Annotated in this window: 20 protein-coding genes; 5 read left to right on the top strand and 15 right to left on the bottom strand. The window is 59.6% G+C overall.

Features of this window, described 5'->3' with window-relative positions:
• Positions 1-44: 44 nt before the first annotated feature.
• From IDH41_RS21450 to IDH41_RS21475, 6 genes are all read right to left on the bottom strand, one after another.
• Positions 45-548: a (2Fe-2S)-binding protein gene (locus IDH41_RS21450; protein WP_190864683.1), complete on the bottom strand. Its 504-nt coding sequence runs from the start codon at positions 546-548 to the stop codon at positions 45-47.
• Positions 545-2833 carry a xanthine dehydrogenase subunit D gene (gene pucD, locus IDH41_RS21455; protein ID WP_190864685.1) on the bottom strand — a complete coding sequence of 763 codons (2289 nt, stop codon included), beginning with the start codon at positions 2831-2833 and terminating at the stop codon, positions 545-547. Before pucD ends, IDH41_RS21450 begins: the two co-directional genes overlap by 4 nt.
• A gap of 21 nt (positions 2834-2854) precedes the next feature.
• Positions 2855-3763 carry an FAD binding domain-containing protein gene (locus IDH41_RS21460; RefSeq protein WP_190864687.1) on the bottom strand — a complete coding sequence of 303 codons (909 nt, stop codon included), beginning with the start codon at positions 3761-3763 and terminating at the stop codon, positions 2855-2857.
• 98 nt (positions 3764-3861) lie between these two features.
• The gene (locus tag IDH41_RS21465; RefSeq protein WP_190864689.1) at positions 3862-4485 is read right to left on the bottom strand and encodes a nucleotidyltransferase family protein; all 624 of its coding nucleotides are present in this window, start codon (positions 4483-4485) and stop codon (positions 3862-3864) included.
• A complete protein-coding gene (locus IDH41_RS21470) occupies positions 4403-5506 on the bottom strand; it encodes an XdhC family protein (protein WP_223829933.1) in 1104 nt (367 codons plus the stop codon). The genes IDH41_RS21465 and IDH41_RS21470 overlap by 83 nt, the downstream gene beginning before the upstream one ends.
• A gap of 78 nt (positions 5507-5584) precedes the next feature.
• Positions 5585-6910, bottom strand: coding sequence for a 5'-deoxyadenosine deaminase (locus IDH41_RS21475; protein ID WP_190864691.1), 1326 nt, complete (start codon positions 6908-6910; stop codon positions 5585-5587).
• Positions 6911-7341: 431 nt separating this feature from the next.
• Between IDH41_RS21475 and IDH41_RS21480 the strand changes: the two genes are divergently transcribed.
• Positions 7342-7590, top strand: a complete 249-nt coding sequence (locus IDH41_RS21480; RefSeq protein ID WP_190864693.1) for a hypothetical protein — start codon at positions 7342-7344, stop codon at positions 7588-7590.
• Positions 7591-7597: 7 nt separating this feature from the next.
• On the opposite strand, the gene IDH41_RS21485 is transcribed toward IDH41_RS21480, so the two are convergent.
• Entirely contained in the window at positions 7598-8536 is a 939-nt protein-coding gene (locus IDH41_RS21485) for a serine hydrolase domain-containing protein (RefSeq protein ID WP_223829934.1), read from the bottom strand.
• A 64-nt stretch (positions 8537-8600) separates the two neighbouring features.
• The gene (locus IDH41_RS21490) at positions 8601-8870 is read right to left on the bottom strand and encodes a hypothetical protein (protein WP_190864697.1); all 270 of its coding nucleotides are present in this window, start codon (positions 8868-8870) and stop codon (positions 8601-8603) included.
• 207 nt (positions 8871-9077) lie between these two features.
• Here IDH41_RS21490 and IDH41_RS21495 point away from each other — a divergent pair, with 207 nt between their 5' ends.
• A complete protein-coding gene (locus IDH41_RS21495) occupies positions 9078-9695 on the top strand; it encodes a DedA family protein (RefSeq protein ID WP_190864699.1) in 618 nt (205 codons plus the stop codon).
• A 193-nt stretch (positions 9696-9888) separates the two neighbouring features.
• Here the strand turns inward: IDH41_RS21495 and IDH41_RS21500 are convergent, their stop codons facing one another.
• Both IDH41_RS21500 and IDH41_RS21505 read right to left on the bottom strand, forming a co-directional pair.
• Complete coding sequence (locus IDH41_RS21500; RefSeq protein WP_317890791.1) at positions 9889-10164, bottom strand: hypothetical protein; 276 nt, start codon at positions 10162-10164, stop codon at positions 9889-9891.
• 30 nt (positions 10165-10194) lie between these two features.
• Positions 10195-10611 carry a DUF6376 family protein gene (locus IDH41_RS21505; protein WP_190864701.1) on the bottom strand — a complete coding sequence of 139 codons (417 nt, stop codon included), beginning with the start codon at positions 10609-10611 and terminating at the stop codon, positions 10195-10197.
• A gap of 165 nt (positions 10612-10776) precedes the next feature.
• On the opposite strand from IDH41_RS21505, the gene IDH41_RS21510 reads away from it, so the two are divergent.
• Complete coding sequence (locus tag IDH41_RS21510; protein ID WP_190864703.1) at positions 10777-12192, top strand: hypothetical protein; 1416 nt, start codon at positions 10777-10779, stop codon at positions 12190-12192.
• Here IDH41_RS21510 and IDH41_RS21515 read toward each other — a convergent pair.
• Both IDH41_RS21515 and IDH41_RS21520 read right to left on the bottom strand, forming a co-directional pair.
• Complete coding sequence (locus IDH41_RS21515) at positions 12185-12760, bottom strand: hypothetical protein (RefSeq protein ID WP_190864705.1); 576 nt, start codon at positions 12758-12760, stop codon at positions 12185-12187. The genes IDH41_RS21510 and IDH41_RS21515 overlap by 8 nt on opposite strands.
• Positions 12761-12899: 139 nt before the next feature.
• Positions 12900-15131: an MMPL family transporter gene (locus IDH41_RS21520; protein ID WP_190864707.1), complete on the bottom strand. Its 2232-nt coding sequence runs from the start codon at positions 15129-15131 to the stop codon at positions 12900-12902.
• Positions 15132-15265: 134 nt separating this feature from the next.
• On the opposite strand from IDH41_RS21520, the gene IDH41_RS21525 reads away from it, so the two are divergent.
• A complete protein-coding gene (locus IDH41_RS21525) occupies positions 15266-15883 on the top strand; it encodes a TetR/AcrR family transcriptional regulator (RefSeq protein WP_190864709.1) in 618 nt (205 codons plus the stop codon).
• A gap of 17 nt (positions 15884-15900) precedes the next feature.
• Positions 15901-16194, top strand: a complete 294-nt coding sequence (locus tag IDH41_RS21530; RefSeq protein WP_190864711.1) for a DUF3817 domain-containing protein — start codon at positions 15901-15903, stop codon at positions 16192-16194.
• Between the two features lie 81 nt (positions 16195-16275).
• On the opposite strand, the gene bacA is transcribed toward IDH41_RS21530, so the two are convergent.
• From bacA to IDH41_RS21545, 3 genes are read right to left on the bottom strand one after another with little or no spacing between them, the layout of a single operon-like run.
• Positions 16276-17064 carry an undecaprenyl-diphosphate phosphatase gene (gene bacA, locus IDH41_RS21535; RefSeq protein ID WP_190864713.1) on the bottom strand — a complete coding sequence of 263 codons (789 nt, stop codon included), beginning with the start codon at positions 17062-17064 and terminating at the stop codon, positions 16276-16278.
• 52 nt (positions 17065-17116) lie between these two features.
• Positions 17117-18430 carry a hemolysin family protein gene (locus tag IDH41_RS21540; RefSeq protein WP_190864715.1) on the bottom strand — a complete coding sequence of 438 codons (1314 nt, stop codon included), beginning with the start codon at positions 18428-18430 and terminating at the stop codon, positions 17117-17119.
• A gap of 31 nt (positions 18431-18461) precedes the next feature.
• Positions 18462-18821, bottom strand: coding sequence for a Lin0512 family protein (locus IDH41_RS21545; RefSeq protein WP_190864717.1), 360 nt, complete (start codon positions 18819-18821; stop codon positions 18462-18464).
• Positions 18822-18829 lie beyond the last annotated feature (8 nt).

The following is an 18829-nucleotide window of genomic DNA, read 5'->3' on the forward strand; positions in this document are numbered from 1 at the left end:
TCGAATTGGTTTGCTGCGCCGCGCGAGCAAGGGTTCGGCGACCATCATGTAGCAGCGGATCTCCGCGCTTCGATGGCGCGCTTAACGGCCCGCCATATTCCGCCGTATCCGGTGCACCGGCATAGGTTGCCGGATAGCGCCTCGGCGATTTCATCGTCGGTCGGGTCCGGATGCTCGCCCAGCAGCGCCGCGACCGACACGATCATGCCCGGCGTGCAGTAGCCGCATTGGAAGCCGCCTTCTTCCAGAAACGCCTGCTGGATCGGATCGATTCCGCCGGCGGCGACGCCCTCGATGGTCGTGATGCGTTTGCCGCCGCACTGGTACGCCATCGCCAGACATGCGTTCACCGACTTGCCGTCGATCAACACCATGCATGCGCCGCATCGCCCGATATCGCAGGAACGCTTCGTCCCCGTCAGTCCTAGTCTATCCCGCAAAATCATAAGCAGCCGCTCGGAAGGCGGGGCGGCTATCGAATAGTCCGTACCGTTGATCGTGCACCTCAGCTCGTCGTACTCATTCTTTACGGTTTCCCCTTCGCTCATCCCCCGTTCACCGCCTCGCTTAGAAAAACCGGCGTTTCCTGCAAGCTGGCCGGATCGACCGGCAGCCTCGTTACCCACTTCCCGCTGGCCTGCCGAATCGCCGCGGCGATGGCCGGCCCCAAGGTGACGGAGCCGACTTCGCCAATTCCGCGCGGACCGTGCTCGTCGCCTTCCGGCAAATGCTCGATCGGCAGAACGTCGACCGCCCCTCTCTGATCGGCGATCGTCGGCACCAGATACGTATCCAAATTCCGCGTCATGTAGCGCCCCTCTTCCATCACCGCGTCCTCCAGCAGCGCGAAGCCGAGCGCCATGCTGCTCCCGCCTTCGATCTGGCCGAGGTAGCCTTGCGGATTCATGACCGGTCCAGCCGCAACGGCGTGGAACTGCCGGAGTACTTTGACCCGCCCGGTCAATACGTTGAGCTCCACCTTCGCGGCAACGGCGGAATAGGTGTACATGAAATGCGCGCCGACCCGATCGGTAGGCGATGTCGGGAACGAGAACGACGTCTCGCAGCGGATCGGACTTTGTTCCGCATCTGCCAGCTCCCGGTACGTGAGCAGCAGCGCTTCGCCGGCCCGCTCCCGAATGCCGCCTTCGCCGAGCCGAAGCTCTCCGGTCTCGGCGTCAAGGACGGATGCGGCCCGCTCCAGCAGACGCGAAGCGAACGGTTCCTTAAGCCGCCGAAGCGACTTCCACATCATCGACGTCGCCCGGGACGCGGTCGTCGAGCCGCTGTCGGGCACGGCATCCGTATCGCCAATTATAATGCGAATATCGTCGGCCGCGAATCCGAATTGTTCGATCAGCATTAGCTCAAGCGTCGCGATCAGTCCCTGGCCGAATTCCTCGTAGCCGAACGCCGCTTCGATCTTTCCGTCCGGCGCTAGCGTCAGCCGCCCTCCCGCCGGGTCGGGAATGCCGACGCCGAGCCCCGCTCCGTGCATCGTGAAGGCGGCGCCGATGCCGGTTTTTATCCAGGGCTCGAGCATAGCCTGGCCTGATTCCGCCGGCGCCCCTCTCTCCAGCCACAGGGAGCATTCGGCGATCGCCTCCCACACCTTGACCGCGCCTTCCGTCGCGGCGATCGGCTGATCGAACGGCCCCGGATCCTCCGGCCTTCGAAGGTTCAGCTTGCGGAATGCCCACGGGTCCATCCCGAGCCGCTCGGCCAGCCGGTCCATCTGCCCTTCAAGCGCGAAGATCGCCTGATTGCCGCCGAAGCCGCGGAACTCGCCCGACATGCCGTTGTTCGTAAAGGCCGATACGCCCTCCACGTCCACATGATCGTAACGATAAGGGCCGATAACATGCTCCGTCGCGAAATTCAGCACCTCGGCGCCAAGCGTCGAATAAGGACCCGTGTCCGCCACGATGCTCGCCCGATGGGCGATCAACCGGCCGGCCGCGTCCGTTCCCGTCTTCATCGCGATGCGCATCGGATGCCGCTTCAGTCCCGCGCGCACCGATTCCCATCTGGTCTGGTGGATTTTGACGGGCCGACCCGTATGCATCGCCAGCAGGGCGCCGTACGGCTGCACGTTCAATTCGTCCTTGCCGCCGAACGACCCGCCGATCGGGCTGGATACGACCCGGATCGATTGCTGCGGAACCGCCAATATGCGCGACAGCTGCATGCGGTCCATAAATCCGTGCTGCGTCGGGGAATAGACGGTCAGCCTGCCGTCCGCCTCGGGAACGAACAATCCGCCCTCCGTCTCCATGTACGTGTGCATTTGGCGCGGCGTCTCGTAAGTCTCTTCGACGATATGCGCGCATTGCTTGAAACCTTCCTCGACGTCGCCTCTGCGAAATGATGTCCGATGGAGCGCGTTGCCCTGCGGGTGCAGCTGCGGCGCGTCGCCCCGCAGCGCCTCGATCGGGCCGGCGACGACCGGCAGCAATTCGTAATCGACTTCGATCAACGCTAGCGCCCGGGCCGCTAGTTCAGGCGTTTCCGCTGCGACGCACGCCACCGCGTCGCCGACATACCTGACGCGGTCCTCGCACAGCACCGGCTGGTCTGGCCGCGCGATGCCGAAGGCGTTAAGCCCCGGTACGTCCAAATACGTAAGCACGCCGTGCACGCCCTCCAGCCGCTTCGCCTGATCCGTCCGAATCGAGCGGATGCGGGCGTGCGGGTACTCGCTTCTCAGGACGAGCCCATGCAGCATGCCTTCTCTGGCCATGTCCGTCAAATATTCGAGGGAGCCGGTCACTTTGGCCGGCCCGTCGGGCCGGATCCGCCATCGTTCGCCGACGCTTGCGCGATTTAACAGCATGTTCCTTCCCCTCCCCTGTATTTATGTCGAAGTCCTTGACGCTCTCCACAACTCGGCGACGATGACGTTCGCGGCCGTCCGTTTCCGGTACGCGCTGTCCGCGAACACGTCTTCTCTCGGCTCGTAAAGCTCCATAATCCGCGCATGAACGTGCTTAAGCAGCTTCGCGTCCAGCGTCTGACCGGTCATCTCGCGCTCCGCTTCCTCCAGTCTTCGCGGCACCGTCTGGCCTCCTCCGACCGCGAGCCGGATGGATTCGACAGTCCCCGACGCATCGAGGAATCCGTGCACCGCCGCCGTCACGAGCGACGGCGTGAAGGCTTCGCGCCGGCCGACCTTATGATAGGCGCTGACGCGCTTCGCACTTGAATCCGCTCGGTCCTGTTCGTCCGGAAACGGCAGCTTGACGCTAAGCAGCAGCCGGTCGTTCAAGGATCCCGGCTGAAACGCAGTCAGCAGCCAATCCGTGAGTTCCTCCTGCCGCTCTCCGTCGCCGGTATGCCAAATAAGCGACGCGTCGTAGGCGAGCAGCGCGGTGACCGCGTCTCCCACGACCGACGCGACGTTGCCGCCGATCGTCGCCAAATGGCGGACCGACGGCGCGGCGATCGAGCGGACGGCATCCGTCGCCATCGGAAAGGTTCGCTGAAGGAGAGCATGCATGCGGCAAGCTTGCAGCGTCGTTTGCGAACCGAGGAGAAGCCCGTCTTCGCCGATAAGAATGTCGCTTAAGCCGCCGACGCCGCTCAGATCGATCAAGTTCGCCGGCATTCGGACGATCCCCGCTTCCCACTGGGTCCGCAGCAGCGTCCCGCCTGCGACGTATACGCCATCGGGCCCGAAGTTCCGTTTGTACGCCCACGCTTCCGCGGCCGTGCGCGGATGCCATACCTTGGGAGTCGATCCGGTCTCCCGCAAGTTCAAGCCCATCGCAATTCCCTCCCCGATTGTCCGTAGAAGCAGCTCCCGGCTGTACGGCAAGCCGCAAATTCGGGCGAACATGGTCGGTCTAGCGGCTGCCTATCCGTCTACGGCAGACCGGTTTCGTCCAATAACAGACGGCAGGCCAAGTCGTATTGCCGCAGCGTATCGACATCCAGCAGCGTCTTCCCGCTCGGCGCGGGCAGGCCGCGCCCGCGATAGCGGGAGGAGCGGAACAAGCCGCGCGCGCCCGCGTCGCCTTCCAATTGCCGCAGCGCTTCGAACATCGAACGGTTCAAGAGCGCGGGAGGCAGGAGCAGCGGTTCGCCGCGACCGTCGTCAGATCCGGCCGTTGCCACGTAATCCAACCGCGGATGCTCGCGCCATCGGCATATAAGCTCGTCAATCATGTCCGCCGTAATGAACGGTTGATCGGCGAGCGCGATAACGACGGCTTCGGTCTCCGGACGTTTTTCAAGCACGTCTTCCAGCCCTCGCCGGATGGAGAACGCCATGCCGCGTTCCGCCTCCGCGCAGACGACAATGCGCGGTGCCGCCCCGGCGCCATGCGCGACGGCTGCCGCTTCCATCCCAATCGATTCGAGCCAATTGAGCGGATCGTCCGGACGGACGACGACCGCAACGCCGTCAAGACGGCTGGACAACAGCGCTCGCAGCCCCAGGCTTCCGAGCGGAATGCCCGCCGACAGCTCCATTGCCTGCTTGCGCATCCCCATCCTTGCGCTCCGCCCCGCCGCCAAATAGAGTCCCGCTACGGACATCGTTCACCGCCTCCCTGTCCGATAAGGCTCTCCGCTCGGCGCGAACGGCAACGAGCTCCGCGGCGACGCTGACCGCGATCTCAATCGGTCCGTCGGCTCCGATAGCCAGACCGATCGGCGCTTTGACGTTCGATGGGATCAGGAACGTCTCGAACAGCATCCGGATCCGTTTTTTGGAGCCCATTACGCCGATATACGCCAATTGAAGCGGCAGCGCAAGGCGGATCATTTCTTTGTCCTGGCGAAGATTATGGCTGCATACGATCAAGTAATCCTCGGCGCACAGGCCGGTTTGCTTCACGATTTTCCCGGGATCGCCGACGACGATATCCGCCCCGGGGAACCGCTCCCGCGAACAAAGCGCCGGCCGCCAGTCGGCAAGAACGGGACGGAAACCGATTCGTCCCGCGAGCGACAAAATCGCCTCGGCATCCTGGCCGGCGCCGAATACGACCAAGCGCGGCTTCGGATCGAACGCGACGGACATCCGGTGCAACCGCCTGTCACCCGGCGAGTCGCCGCCTGCAGCGCCGCCGTCCGTCTCCGCGCCGTCAAGCGAATACTCGATTCGTTCGTCGTCCCAGCTTCTCGTGAGCCGGATGCTTTCTCCCTGTGCGTTGCGTTCGCGAATCTCGAGCAGCAAGCTGCGCAGCTTGCCGTCGACCGGCTCGAGCAGCAGCCGCATTTTGCCGCCGCAGCCGACCGCCTCTCCCCAAATCGCGTCTTCGTCCGGATTCATATTATAATCGACGAATGCATGCTTGCCCGACGTCCAAACGTCCGGCGCGCGCTCGATCAAATCCTGCTCCAGGCAGCCCGGGCTGATCGCGCCGACTTGCCCGCCGCCGAGCCTCAGCAGGATGGCCGCGCCCGACTTGCGGTAGGAGTGGCCTTCCGCGCAAACAATCGTTGCCAGCACGCTGGGCCTCGCTTCCGCGCTAACCGCCTCCAGCACCTCATGCATATCCATCCCGAAGCCCTCCCTCCTGCAACATACCTTGCCCGCGGACAGTCGGAAGCTTCCGGTACCTTGGCGGGGCGGTCTTCCCTACAACCGCCCGATCAACCTGCGCAAGGAGCGGTCCGCCTCTTTCAGCACGATCCGTTTGTCCACCGTCTTCACCGTTTTGCCTTCCATGACGATCCGCCCGTCGATCAGCACCGTATCGACGTCGCCTCTCGTCGCCGCGTACACGACCCTCGAATGCCAATCCGCTTCGAAGGAAGGGTAGACGTGGAAATCTTCCAGGTCAAGGAGCTGCAAGTCCGCCAGCTTGCCGATCTCGATGCTGCCGATGTCCGCTTCCATGCCGAGCACGCGCGCGCCGCCCATCGTCGCCATTCGCAGCACCGTCCTCGCGTTCATGACGGTCGGTCCGTGCCGCACCTTTTGCATATAGGCGGTCAGCCTCATCTCCTGGAACATATCCAGGTTGTTGTTGCACGGAGCCCCGTCGGCGCCCAGACCTACGGCAACTCCGCTCTCCAGCAGGAGGGGAACCTCCGCCACGCCCGATGCAAGCTTCAAGTTGGACCCCGGGCAATGCGTCACCTTCACGCCGCGTTCCCGAATGATCCGTTTCTCCTCCTCATCCAGCCATATGCTGTGAGCCAGTATAAGATTCGGCCTCGCGAGGCCGATATGGTCGAGATAAACGACGTTTCGCATGCCGCGTTCCGCTTCGACCAGCTCGATTTCCCCCAAATTCTCGGAAGCGTGCGTATGCACCATGACGCCGTATTCGGCGGACAAATCGCGCACGCCGATGAGCAGCTCCTCCGTGCAGGAGACGACGAAGCGGGGACAGAATGCGTAACGGATGCGGCCGCCTGCCGCGCCGTGCCATTTTTCGAGCAGATCGACGCTTTCCTGCAGCGACTGCCGCGTATTCTCCTGAAGCGCGATCGGAACTTCCTCGCCGTGGTCCATCATCACTTTGCCGGATATGGCCCGAATGCCGCTTTCCTCGATCGCTCGAAAAGCCGATTCCGTATGATGCACCGTCTCCATATCGAGAATCGTCGTCGTGCCGCTGCGGATCAATTCGCCGATGCCGAGCATGGCGGAATAATAGACCGAATCTTCGCTGTGCGCCGCCTCGAGCGGCCAAATTTTCTCCTTCAGCCACTCGATGAGCGACAAGTCGTCGGCCCTTCCGCGGAACAACGTTTGGCACAAATGAATATGCGTCTGCACGAAACCGGGCAGCAGCACTTTGCCGCCCGCATCGATTACCCTATCGGCCGCGACTTCATCCAGTCGCTCCCCAAGCCGCGCGATCCGGTTATTTTCAATAAGCACGTCGCCCGTAAAAATATCATCGCGCTCGTTCATCGTCATGACGACGGCGCCCCGAATAAGTATGCTCGCCATTGCTCCGCTCCTCCCCGCGACCGGCCGACTGCGTCACCCGCTACCTATGATATGCACCGATTTTCAAAATTGGATTTCCAATACGGCTATAACTTATTGAATATTCTGACATTAATGAAAAGAAAACCGCCATGCAAAAAATCGCGGATCGATTCGAGCTCTAATCTTCTTTGATGTTAGTTTAACTAACATAATAATGCAGAAGCTGACGTTAGGCAATACGTTTTATAGAAAATTTCAGACGCTGACACGGTTTGTATTGGGATAAACATGACATGCACATTACAAGGGACGATGGGATGATAGAAATACCTGCTCGCAGCCATCGGCATGCTTGTCTTGAAATGTGGAAAACCCGTTGCCGCATACAATGGGAAGGAGAAGCTTATTAACTTAAGGAGAATGCCATGCGCTGCCTACGGAGGTTGATGTTGATCTTCACGCTAACGATTCTGTTCCCGGCCATCCTCTTCTCCGTCCTCGTGCTCGGATTAACGGATTCGGTTCAGGCAGGCACCGTCATGCTCGTCTCGTCATCGGTGCTGATCGTCGCCGTCATCGGTTACGAACTTTATTACCGCCCACCCCGCCGATCGGGGAAGCGCGGCTCGATCCCCCCGACGCTTAGCGACTTGTACCGCGAGCTCTACGCCAATGACAGGGACAACGACCGCGGCTAAAGCATCGTTATCGATGCGCCCTCAAAGCCGGGACGATATGTTCGAAAATGAGGCGCCTGGACAAAATCGCGTCATTGCGCTTCGTCACCTGCTTGCGGATGACGATAACGAGCCCGTCCCCGGGCAAGACGAGCAAATATTGGCCGCCGTGGCCGAATGCGAAATAACAGTCGGCATGGCCGTTATGTTCTTGCGGCGAATGCCACCAGTGATAGCCGTAGCCGCCGTAGATCGGCGGCTCGTACTGCAGCAGGCCGCGATGATGAAGCTTCGTCGACTGGCGGGTCCATTCCGCGGACAACAGCCGGCGGCCATCGAAGATGCCTTCCTGCGCGTACAGCTGACCGAACTTCGCCAAGTCCCGGCCGTACAGGTGAAGCCCCGTTCCGCCTTCGTTGACGCCGCCGCGCTCCATCCACCTGGCGGCGCGGAAGCCAAGCGGCCCGAACAGCCGTTCCTCGGCGTAACGAAGCGCCGACATCCCCGTCGCTTCCGTCAGGATGGCCGACAGCAGATGCGACCCGCCCGAATTGTAGGCGAACGCCGTGCCCGGCTCCGAGATGATCGGCTGATCGAAGACGAATTTGACCGGGTCGCCCGACGCTCGGAACGCCTTGTACGGCTTGTCGAAGTCGGGCCAATCGAAGCCCGCCGTCATCGTCAGCAGATGGCCGATGTTCAATTTGGCCAAAGCCGCTCCGCTCCCTTCCGGGGGGGTCAAAAAATCGGTTACCGGCTGCTCGAGGCTCGTCAGGTCGCCGCGGTCGAGCGCGATTCCGATCAGGGCGGACAAGACGCTTTTGGTGCAAGAAAAGAGCGGCCCGATCGAGTCTTTCCCGCGATCGTGCCACTCCGAGACAACCAACCCGTCCCTCAGGACGAGCACCGATTTCATGTTCCATTCCTTCAGATGCGCGCTTCGGCTTTCCAAGTCCAACCGTTCCATGTTGCCAAACCGACCTCTCCCGCAAGTTAGTGGGCGCATGCCTCATTTTATGTAACGACGCGGCTCATTTTGCCCGTAGCTGCAAGCTTGGGACGTTATTCGCCAATCCGGTCTTCCCCCGCTCCGAAATGACCCGCATGCAAATTCGCATGACATACCGCGGCTTTGCCGCTTCCTCCGCCGCCCAGAACGCCGGATCGGCGAATATCCAAGACAGCGTCCGCTCCGCGGCCGCGCAGGCTTCCCGCTCTTCCTTCAGCAGCGTTACGCAAATCGTATAGCAAAGCGATTCGAATCGCCTTAGCTCTTCAACCTTTTCCTTAAATCCAACCATAGGGACAGCCGCCTCCAGACAATCGTCGCAAACTATCCCTTATTGTAGCCGACCGGATTTGAAAATTCGTTACGAAATGGTTAAAGCGCGCAACCTTTTCGGCGGCCCCTGCGTAAGTCCAGTATCCAACCTTTTTCGATTGTGTTATTCTTGCTATTGAGCTTTCGGACTAAAATCATACTTTTCGATACGATAGGATGTTGCGGCATGTACGACGTATTATTGAATATTATCGATCAAGTCGGTTACTTCGCGTTATTTCTCGTTCTTTGTCTGGGCCTCATCGGCCTTCCGATTCCGAACGAAGCGGTCGTCATGACCGGCGGCGCTTTGTCCGCTTCGGGCGTTCTGAAGCCCGTTCCCGCATTCGTCATGACCTGCCTCGGCATTTGCTCGGCGATGACCTTCGGATACAGCATCGGCAGGTTCGCGGGCAGCAAATTGTCGAATTGGTTCCGCAGCCAAAAAAATATCGCCAAATTCGTGTCCAAGTCCGAGCAGCTGAGCGAGCGATATGGCGGATACGCCATCAGCATGAGCTTGTGCCTGCCGTTTCTAAGGCACGCGACGCCATACGTCATGGGACTGAACCGGATGCCGTTCCGGCGCTTTATCCTTTTCGCTTACCCGTCCGCGTTCGTCTGGACGCTCATTTATTTTATCGTCGGATCGTTCGTCGGCGATCGGGTTCAGATGCTCGCGAACGACATCTACGAATACGGCCTTTGGATCGTGCTCGCGCTCGCGGCCGCGCTGCTTGGCTTTATTGCCTACAGGTATCTGAAGAAGCGGAACCGGAAGGAACAGATCGAACGCCCGATGTAGGACGGCAGATTCGGGATTCTGATACTAGGTTGCGTTAGCCGCCCGGAAGTCATTCCATCCACAGGCAAGGAGCTGTCTCAAGAGGTCAAGCGGCGACCCGAGAGGCAGCTCCTTTTTTGGCTTAAACGGCAACAAATGGCGGCGCCGGGATCGTCCCTTGGCGCCGCCATTCTTCGTCAGGAAAGCTGCTGCGTCACGACTGCTTCTCCAGCTTCGCCTCGGCCGTCTCGACCAGAAAGTCGAACAGCTCGTCGTCTTCCTCGATCAGGTCCTCCAGCTCGAGCAGCTGCTCCTCCTTGCCCGATTCGTGAAGGAAAAACAAGCCGTAGCCCCATTCGTTTCCTTTCTTGCTTTGAAGCGTAATCTCGTATTCGTTGGAATGGCCTTCCACCCCAAATTGCACCTTGCCAACGTAACCGTCTTCCTTCGAGTACGTCATCGAGGCGTCCAGTATGCTGATGTTAATCACAAAAAGCACGCTTCCTTCCTGTTCTGTTCGTTATGGCGCGAGCTGATTGATCTGCGCAAGCAGCTCGTTAATTTTGGCGATCGTATCCGGTATGCCCGTCGATTCGAAGGCCGCTCTTCCTTGCTCGATGTTGGTCAAAGCCTGGTCGATCCCCTGCTGAAGGGTCTCATTGTAGCCCGCGATCGATTGATGCAGCTCCTTCGCATAGTCGGGCACCTGCAGCCCGTTATATTGCGCGATCTGCTCCTGCAGCGCGGTCAGCCGCTCCTTAAGGTCGGTTCGAGCATTCAGGTCGTTTATCGCTTGCTCCGCCAGGCCGTTCATGTCTTGACCGAAGTCCGTCAGCGTCTGCAAGTAATTCGTCGTTTCGGTAGCAAAATTTACCGTTTGTCCCACTTGGTCCATAATACCACAGCCCGCGGTCAGAAGCATTATGAAAAGCATCATCAGGGTAACGCTCTTTCTGATCATCCCATCACTCCTCGAAAAATAATTCATCCCCTCGTCCGTTCCCGATCGCCACAGACGAACGCCTATCCGCCTCTCGGCATACATTACAATACGATACCGGCCCCGTGCCGGTTTCGCGGACGTCACAAGGAGATGATCGGAATGGAAGTTCAATTGTCGGCGCTTCACTGGATTTATCTCGTCTTCGTCGTCGCCATTATCGGTTTCATGCTGATGCGTCGCGATACGACGCTCGTCTGCATCGCGGGGATATTGGGTCTTGGCATTCTCGCCACCACCTCGGCCAGCGGATCGGTAAGCGGAATTTTCAACAGCTTTATTTATGCCATTAAGGAATTGATCGGCACGATATTAATCATATCCATCATCGTCGCCATGAGCCGGGTGCTGATCCGGACGGGAATCAACGAATATATGATCGCGCCGCTCACCCGTTTTTTCCGGACGCCCGCGCAGGCGTTCTGGGGGATCGGACTGATCATGCTCGTCACGTCCTGGTTTTTCTGGCCGTCGCCGGGCGTCGCGCTCATCGGCGCCGTGCTGCTGCCGGTTGCGCTGCGCGTCGGGCTGCCCGCACTCGGGGCGGCGGTCGCCATGAACCTGTTCGGCCACGGCATCGCGTTATCCGGCGACTACATCATCCAGGGAGCGCCGAAGCTGACGGCTGACGCGGCGGGCCTCCCGGTCAACGAGGTCATGCAAGCCAGCATTCCGCTCGTCATCGTTATGGGAGCGGTTACGACCGTTGCGGCCTACTGGATGATGCGCCGCGATCAGAAGCTTGGCACTTGGAAGGACGGTCTGATCGCGTCGACGGGCTCCCCCTTGACGCCGAACGATGATCCCGAAGCGGCATCGGACCGGCTGGCTTTGTCGCATGCGACAAAAAAATGGCTCGCCGTCCTAATCCCTTTCCTCTTTGCATTAGATGTCGTCGCCATGTTCGTTCTGAACCTGCAAGGCGGAGACGCGACCGCGCTCATCGGCGGCACGGCCATCCTCATCATGCTTCTCATTACGATGCTCACGCACAGGGGCAAGGGCTTCGAGAAAACGACCGGCTATCTCGTCCAAGGCTTCCTGTTCGGCTTCAAAGTGTTCGGGCCGGTCATTCCGATCGCCGCGTTCTTCTACCTCGGCGATTCCGGATTTCTGGCGATGTTCGGCGAGAAGCTCCCCGAAGCCTCGCACGGCATCGTCAACGATCTGGGGGTCGCCCTGGCGAACGTCGTCCCCGTTAACGGCGCAATCGGCTCGATCACGCTGACGATCGTCGGAGCGGTGACGGGCCTCGACGGCTCGGGCTTCTCCGGCATCTCGCTGGCGGGCTCGATCGCCCAATTGTTCGGCCATGCGATCGGCTCGGGCCTTGCGACGCTAACCGCGCTTGGTCAAGTAGCGGCCATCTGGGTCGGCGGCGGCACCATCATTCCTTGGGCGCTCATCCCGGCTGCGGCGATCTGCGGCGTCGATCCGTTCGAGCTTGCTCGCCGCAACCTGAAGCCGGTGCTCATCGGCCTCTTCGTGACGACGATCGTCGCGATGTTCCTTATCTAGCTTTCTTGTTCTTATAGTAAACCAAATAGGCGCAAACTAAAACAAATACGGCGGCGATAATCGGCCATAGGACGGCGCGGGACGGAAACGCCGAGTGAACGAGGTCGGCCGCCCGCGCCATCGGCGGAATCGAGCCGCTGCCAAGCGGCGCGGCATAAGCGGCGGAGCCGTCGTGCTTCACGTTCCCGCTGCACAGGCCGGTCTCGAGCGATTTGCCCTTCGCATTGGCAAAGACCAGATACCGCTCCCCTTCCTCGAAGCGGAAGCCGCAAGTTGCCCCGTCTTCCGCCGTTATCACTTCGATCGTCCGGGCGACCTGTCCCTTCCATACCTCGTTCACTTTGAAGGTCGCCTTCACCGTACGAACCTGCGGTTGGAACAAGGAAGCGGAGGACGATTTAACGGCTGCGACCTCTCCCTCGAACACGGCATGGCTCCGATCCTTGCGTTCCGTAAGCGTTCCGGGCTCCGCGCACGAGCATGCGGCAGCTTGGGCAGGCAGGATCGCCATGCCGACCGTCAGCGTTAGCAAGGCGAGCAGCATCAGCGTCCCTCTTCTTAGCATCATGGAATTTCCCCCTTCCGCCTTCTTAGACAAACTCGACTTAAGGTAAAGACGGCCAAATCGCCGTAAAAGTTGCATCATGCCAAAAATGGAAAAGGACGGGTATCCTCGGGCAACGCATTGCCTGAGCTCCCGTCCTTCTTTAATTCGCTTTTGCGGTTTGTTCGGGCTTATCGGCCAGCCCGGCTTTGCCGGGCCAGAAAGCCCGATTTCCGAGCAGCGCCGTGACGGCCGGCACGAGGAGCGGCCGGACAATGAACGTATCCATCAGCACGCCGATGGCGGTAATGACACCGAATTGGACGAGCACTTGAATCGGCAGCGTCGCGAGTACGGCGAACGTGGCGGCGAGAATGAGGCCCGCCGACGTAATAACGCCCCCGGTGTCGCTTACGCCTTCCTTGATCGCCTGGCGCAGCGGCATCGTTCTCCGTTTGTTCCAGATGCTCGATATCATGAAAATGTTGTAATCTTCGCCCAGCGCGATTAAGAAGACGAACGCATACAGCGGGATCGCGCCTTGAATCGCTTCCGCGCCCATCCACTCGTGCAGTATGATCCATCCGAGTCCAAGAGCCGCCCCGTACGACAGCAGCACGGTAGCGATGAGATAGGCCGTTGCCGTGACGGATCGCAAATAGGCTAGCAGCAGGATCATGATCAACAAGACGACGAGCGGCATGATGACGCCATTGTCGCGATTCGTCAATTCCCTCGCGTCGTACTGCGCCGCCGTCTGCCCGGCTATCCATACGTTCTTCGCCGGCTCGCCGGATCCTTCGATCGCGAGCGCCGATTCCGCCGCTTCGAAGAGACGCGGGATCGCTTCCATCGCCTCGCCCGAATACGGATTGTCGTTCAACACGACGGCGAACGCGGCGTATTGAGGATCGACGGGGCTTAATTGCGGCTCCCGGACATGATCGACGATCGGCAATGCCGCAAGCCGATCCGTCATTCCAGGCAAGCCCGCTTCGTCCATCCGGACGATGACCGTAACGGGCGCCAGATCGCCCTGAGCGAAAGCTTCGGAGATGACCGAGAAGCCTTCTCTCGACGGCATATCCTCCGGGAAGGAGGACAGCAGGTCATACGTGTACTTGATTTGCGGCGTGAATCCCGCAAGCAAGCCGAGAACAAGCACGCATGAAATAACGACGGTCCATGGTCTCGCAACGACGATTTGCCCGATTTTCGAGCCAAACGTTGCTTTGCCTTTCGCTCTGCTCCGATGAGGCTTCCCCGTCTTCGCGGCGCGCGCTTGCTCCATCGCTTCGGTTCGAGGGACGAACGGGAAGAAGGAGGCGCGGCCGAAGATGGCCAGCAAGGCGGGAATAAGCGTCAAGCTGGCGATGCCCATGATCAGGATCGACAGGCTGAACGGAACGGCAAAACGGTGATAAGCGCCATACTTGGCCGCTAGCAAGGCGAACAGCGACAGCACGACCGTGAACCCGCTCATGGCGATGGCGCCGGAAGAATCCTTGAACGCCTGCTTAAGCGCCTTCGTTTTATCGTGTTCCCGCAGCAGCTCCTGACGGAAATGCGAGATGAAGAACAAGCAATAATCGGTTCCGGCTCCGAACAACAGCACGGTCATGATCGATATCGCCTGCGCGTCGACCGTAATCCACCCTTCCCTCGCCATCCAGCCAAGCAGCGGGCTCGTCACGCCGTAGGCGAAGCCGACGCCGACGAGCGGCACGACCGCGAGGATCGGCGACCGGTAAATAAGGAGCAGCAGAATGAGGACGAGCAGCACCGTCGCGATCAGGAGCGATACGTCGGCTCCCATGAACAAGTCCGTGGCGTCCACCGATATGCCGACGGGTCCGGTAATGCGAACGCTCAGCTCGGATTCGTCGTCAACCGGCACCGCGAACGGGTCGCTTCCGGCCTGCTCGCGAATGATCGACTGGATCGATGCCAAATTTTGCTTCAGCAGCCCGGTCTCCGTCAGCTCTGCGAACGTAACCGGCTGCACGAGCGTCGATCCGTCTTCGGAGGCGTACCGAAGCAGCGAGGTTGCCGGCATTTCATGCAGCGGGAGCGATCCTTGCTGCGCTTCCAGCGGCTTGGCCGCGAGCGCCGACGACAACGACCGGATCCCCTCGAAATCGCCTTCCGTCAAGCCTCCTTCCCGGTGCCAGACGATGAGGGCGGGGATGCCGGAGTCGGTGGGAAAATATTGCTTCATGATCCGTTCGGCTTGAACGGACGGACTGTCCGCCTCCAAATTCAACGCATTGTTCTTCTCGTGATCGCCGACTTGCGGCAGCGCGATGCTAAGCCATACGGCCGCGACGATCCATGCAACCAGCGTGACGAAGCGGGTTGTTCTGCCGGCAACGAGCCCGGCAAGCTTCTCGAGCATGACTGGCCATCCTCCGTTTCCTTGTCCTTCGATTTCGATTACAATAGACAGATGCTTATAAATTAATTATATATACCGAAAGGTTAATTTTACAATCTCATTATTGCGACGTATGGAATGGAAGGATGACCGACATGGACGACAATCAAAAACGGAAGCCCGGACGCCCCAAAGGAGGGGCCGGTTCGACGCAGACGCATATATTGCGCGCGGCCGCTTACCTGTTTATGGAGCAGGGCTACGAGAAGGTATCGCTCGAAGGCGTGGCGCAATCTTGCGGTGTAACGAAAGCCAGCGTATACTACTACTTCGATAACAAAAGCGTGCTATTCACGGAATCGCTCCTGTTCGTGCTACGATCGGCGTACGATCACACGGAAAAAATCATAAACGGCGAGGGGACGCTGCAAGAGCGGCTGACGGTCGTGGCGAGCAGGCACATGAGCAATGCACACCTCGAATTCGAAACAATGATGCGGGAAGCGGCCGAAGGGTTGTCGGCGGAGCAAATCGCCCGCATCCGCGACAGCGAGCGGGCCATTCACGAGCTGCTTGCCGGCGTATTCCGCAAGGCGATGGAAGCCGGCGAGATTACGCGCGGCGACGAGCTGCTCTGCGCACACCTGTTCACGGCGATGCTGAGCGTAAAAAACCGCAAAGAGATCGTAAATGTTCACAAATCGGCGGAACAAGCGGCCGAAGAAATCGTAAAATTATTGATGACGGGGCTTGTCCCCCGAACGACATCCTAACATTCGGAGGTTAGTTTATGCTCAAAACCGCGCTGGGCCGGCTTCGCATCGTCGGCTTGCTGGAAGGGATCTCCTTCCTCGTGCTGCTTCTGATCGCGATGCCGCTCAAATACTGGGCCGATATGCCCGACGCCGTCATGATCGCCGGCAGCCTGCACGGGGCGTTATTTATTCTTTACATGCTGGCCGGCCTTCACGTTTGGATCGTTCACCGCTGGTCGATCGGTAAGGTCGCGCTCGCTTTTATCGCCGCCTTCCTCCCGTTCGGCCCGTTCGTGCTCGACCGGAAGCTGCTGCGGGAAGAGAAATAGCCGCCGCAACGACAAAACAAGCGGACCCGCCTCCAAGAAGCGGGTCCGCTTGTTTCGGTGAAAGCTTTGTCCTGGCGTCCGTTACAAAATAATGAAATAAAAAAGGGCCGCAAGCGCGAAACGGTAATACGCAAACCAGGAAAGCTTGATTTTCTTCATCAGGTTGATGAAGGTGACGACCGCGACCATCGCGACGACGAACGCGGCGATCAGGCCGATGAGGAACAGCGGCAGATCCGCCATCGTTAGAAACTCGCGGCTCTTGATCAGATCGACGCCGCTTGCTCCGGCCATGATCGGCACCGATACGATGAACGTAAATTCCGCCGCCGCCTTCTGGCTCGCCCCGAACAGCATGCCGCCGGAAATCGTCGAGCCCGAACGGGAGAAGCCCGGCCACAGCGCCAGCACCTGGAAGCAGCCGACCGCGAACGCCTGCTTATAGGTGATGTCGTCGAGCTCCTCCGCGGACGGCTTCTTCCTCACCCGGTCCGCGACGATCATCAGGATGCCGCCCGCGACAAGCCCGATCAGCACGGTCTGCGGACCGAACAAGTACTGCTTGATCAAGCCGTGCAGCAGCACGGCGCAGACGCCGGCGGGGATTAAGGCAAGCAGAATATGTAACGCGTTGAGCCCCGAGCCCTTCCCGAACTTGAAGTTGAGCAGGCTCGCGAACCGCTGGCGGTACAGCACGAGCACGGCGAGCACCGCCCCGAACTGAATGACGACCTCGAACGTCTTCGCCCGCTCGCCCGTAAAGTTCAGAAGGTCCGCCGTCAAGATCAAATGACCGGTTGACGATACGGGCAAAAACTCCGTCAAGCCTTCCACGATGCCCATGATTATGGCATTAATTAAATCGCCCAACGCTCCACTCTCCTTCTCCGTCCGATTGCAATGTCGGCTTCTCTATACATGCTTATGCATGTCCGTATTCGCCAATCTCATTTTCCGATAAATCGGTATGGATTTCAATCTTCCGGATCCGGTTATTGTCGCGTTCGCGAATAATAAACGTCAAATTGTCGAACGTCCAGGGCTCGCCGACCGGAAGCTCCGGCTTCTGATTGAACAGCCAGCCGCCGATCGAGTCGACGTCGTCGCATTCCAATTGCGTGCCGGCCGCCGCGTTCACCTCGCTGATCAGCGCCTTGCCGTCCACGAGATATCGCTGCGGTTCGATCGCTTCGATCTCCTTCACCTCGTCCTCGTCGAACTCGTCGCGGATCTCGCCGACGATTTCCTCGATAATGTCCTCAATCGTGATGAGGCCCGCCGTGCCGCCGTATTCGTCAAGCAGCAGCGCGATATGAACGCGTTCCTGCTGCATCCGCTTCAGCAGCTTCTTGATCGGCGTCACCTCCGGCACCGACATGACCGGCTGCAGCAGCGAGCGAAGGTCGAGCTCGCGGTCGGAGTCGTAATGGAGGAAAAACTGCTTCGTATTCAGAATGCCGATAATATTGTCCTTGCTCCCTTTCGCCACCGGAAACCGCGTATACTGCTCCCTCTTGATCGTCTCGACGTTCTCTTCACGCGACCGCTCGATGTCGAGGCAGATCATGTCCGTCCTCGGAACCATAATCTCGCGCGCAAGCCGTTCGTCGAATTCGAAGATCCGGCTGACGTAGCCGTATTCGCTCATGTTGATTTTGCCGCTCTCGTAGCTCTCCGACAAAATAATGCGGATCTCTTCCTCCGAATGCGCCTCGTGCTCGTGGGCAGGCTTGAAGCCGAACAGGCGAACGAGACCGTTCGCCGACCCGTTCAGCAGCCAGATGAAAGGGTACATCACTTTATAGAACACGATGATGATCGGAGCCGTAAGCTGACTGATTCGCTCCGACATAATGATGGCGAGAGATTTCGGGAACAGCTCGCCGAGTACGACGTGCATGTACGTCACGATGACGAAGGAGATGACGAACGACAGCAGCGTGCTGAGATCGCCCTCGATGCCCAGCCTGTCGAAGAGCGGATGCAGAAGCTGCTCGATCGTCGGTTCCCCGAGCCAGCCGAGCCCGAGCGCCGTAATCGTAATGCCCAGCTGGCAGGCGGATAAGTAGCCGTCCAAATTGGTTGTGACCCGCTCGACCGCCTTCGCGTTTTTGACCTTCTCGGCGACCATTTGGTTGACGCGGCTTGACCGCATTCGAATAATGGCGAACTCCGTCGCGACGAAGAACGCGGTGAATCCGAGCAGCAGGGCGAACACCAGAAGCTTTAATACCATCGAAGTCTCCTTCTGGCAGTTGGTGATGCGTTTAGTAGCCTACCTCGACCGACGCGATCACGACGTAGATCAGATCGTTCTTGTCCTCCTTTTCGGGCAGGACGACGCCGCTCGTCGTCAGCATGCCGCCGTCGGTCAGCTCGACCGTCACTTGGCCGTAAGGCAGGGCGGCCTTCACCTGATCGACGTCGAGCAGTTCCTTGTCGCAAGGCAGCGCCAGCTTCACCCGCACCTTCATGTTGTCCAGGCTGCCGCCCGGCAGGACGGAACGAAGTCCCGGCATCGAATTGTGGTGAATGGCGTTCTGAACCGCCCGGATCGAGGCTTTCGTTATGTTCTGGCCGTGCAGGTCGCATCCCATGCCGATTTCTATGAAAAATAGGTTGTCCACTTAAGCAG

The sequence above is a fragment of the Paenibacillus arenilitoris genome (assembly GCF_014705655.1).
GTDB classification, from domain to species: domain Bacteria; phylum Bacillota; class Bacilli; order Paenibacillales; family Paenibacillaceae; genus Pristimantibacillus; species Pristimantibacillus arenilitoris.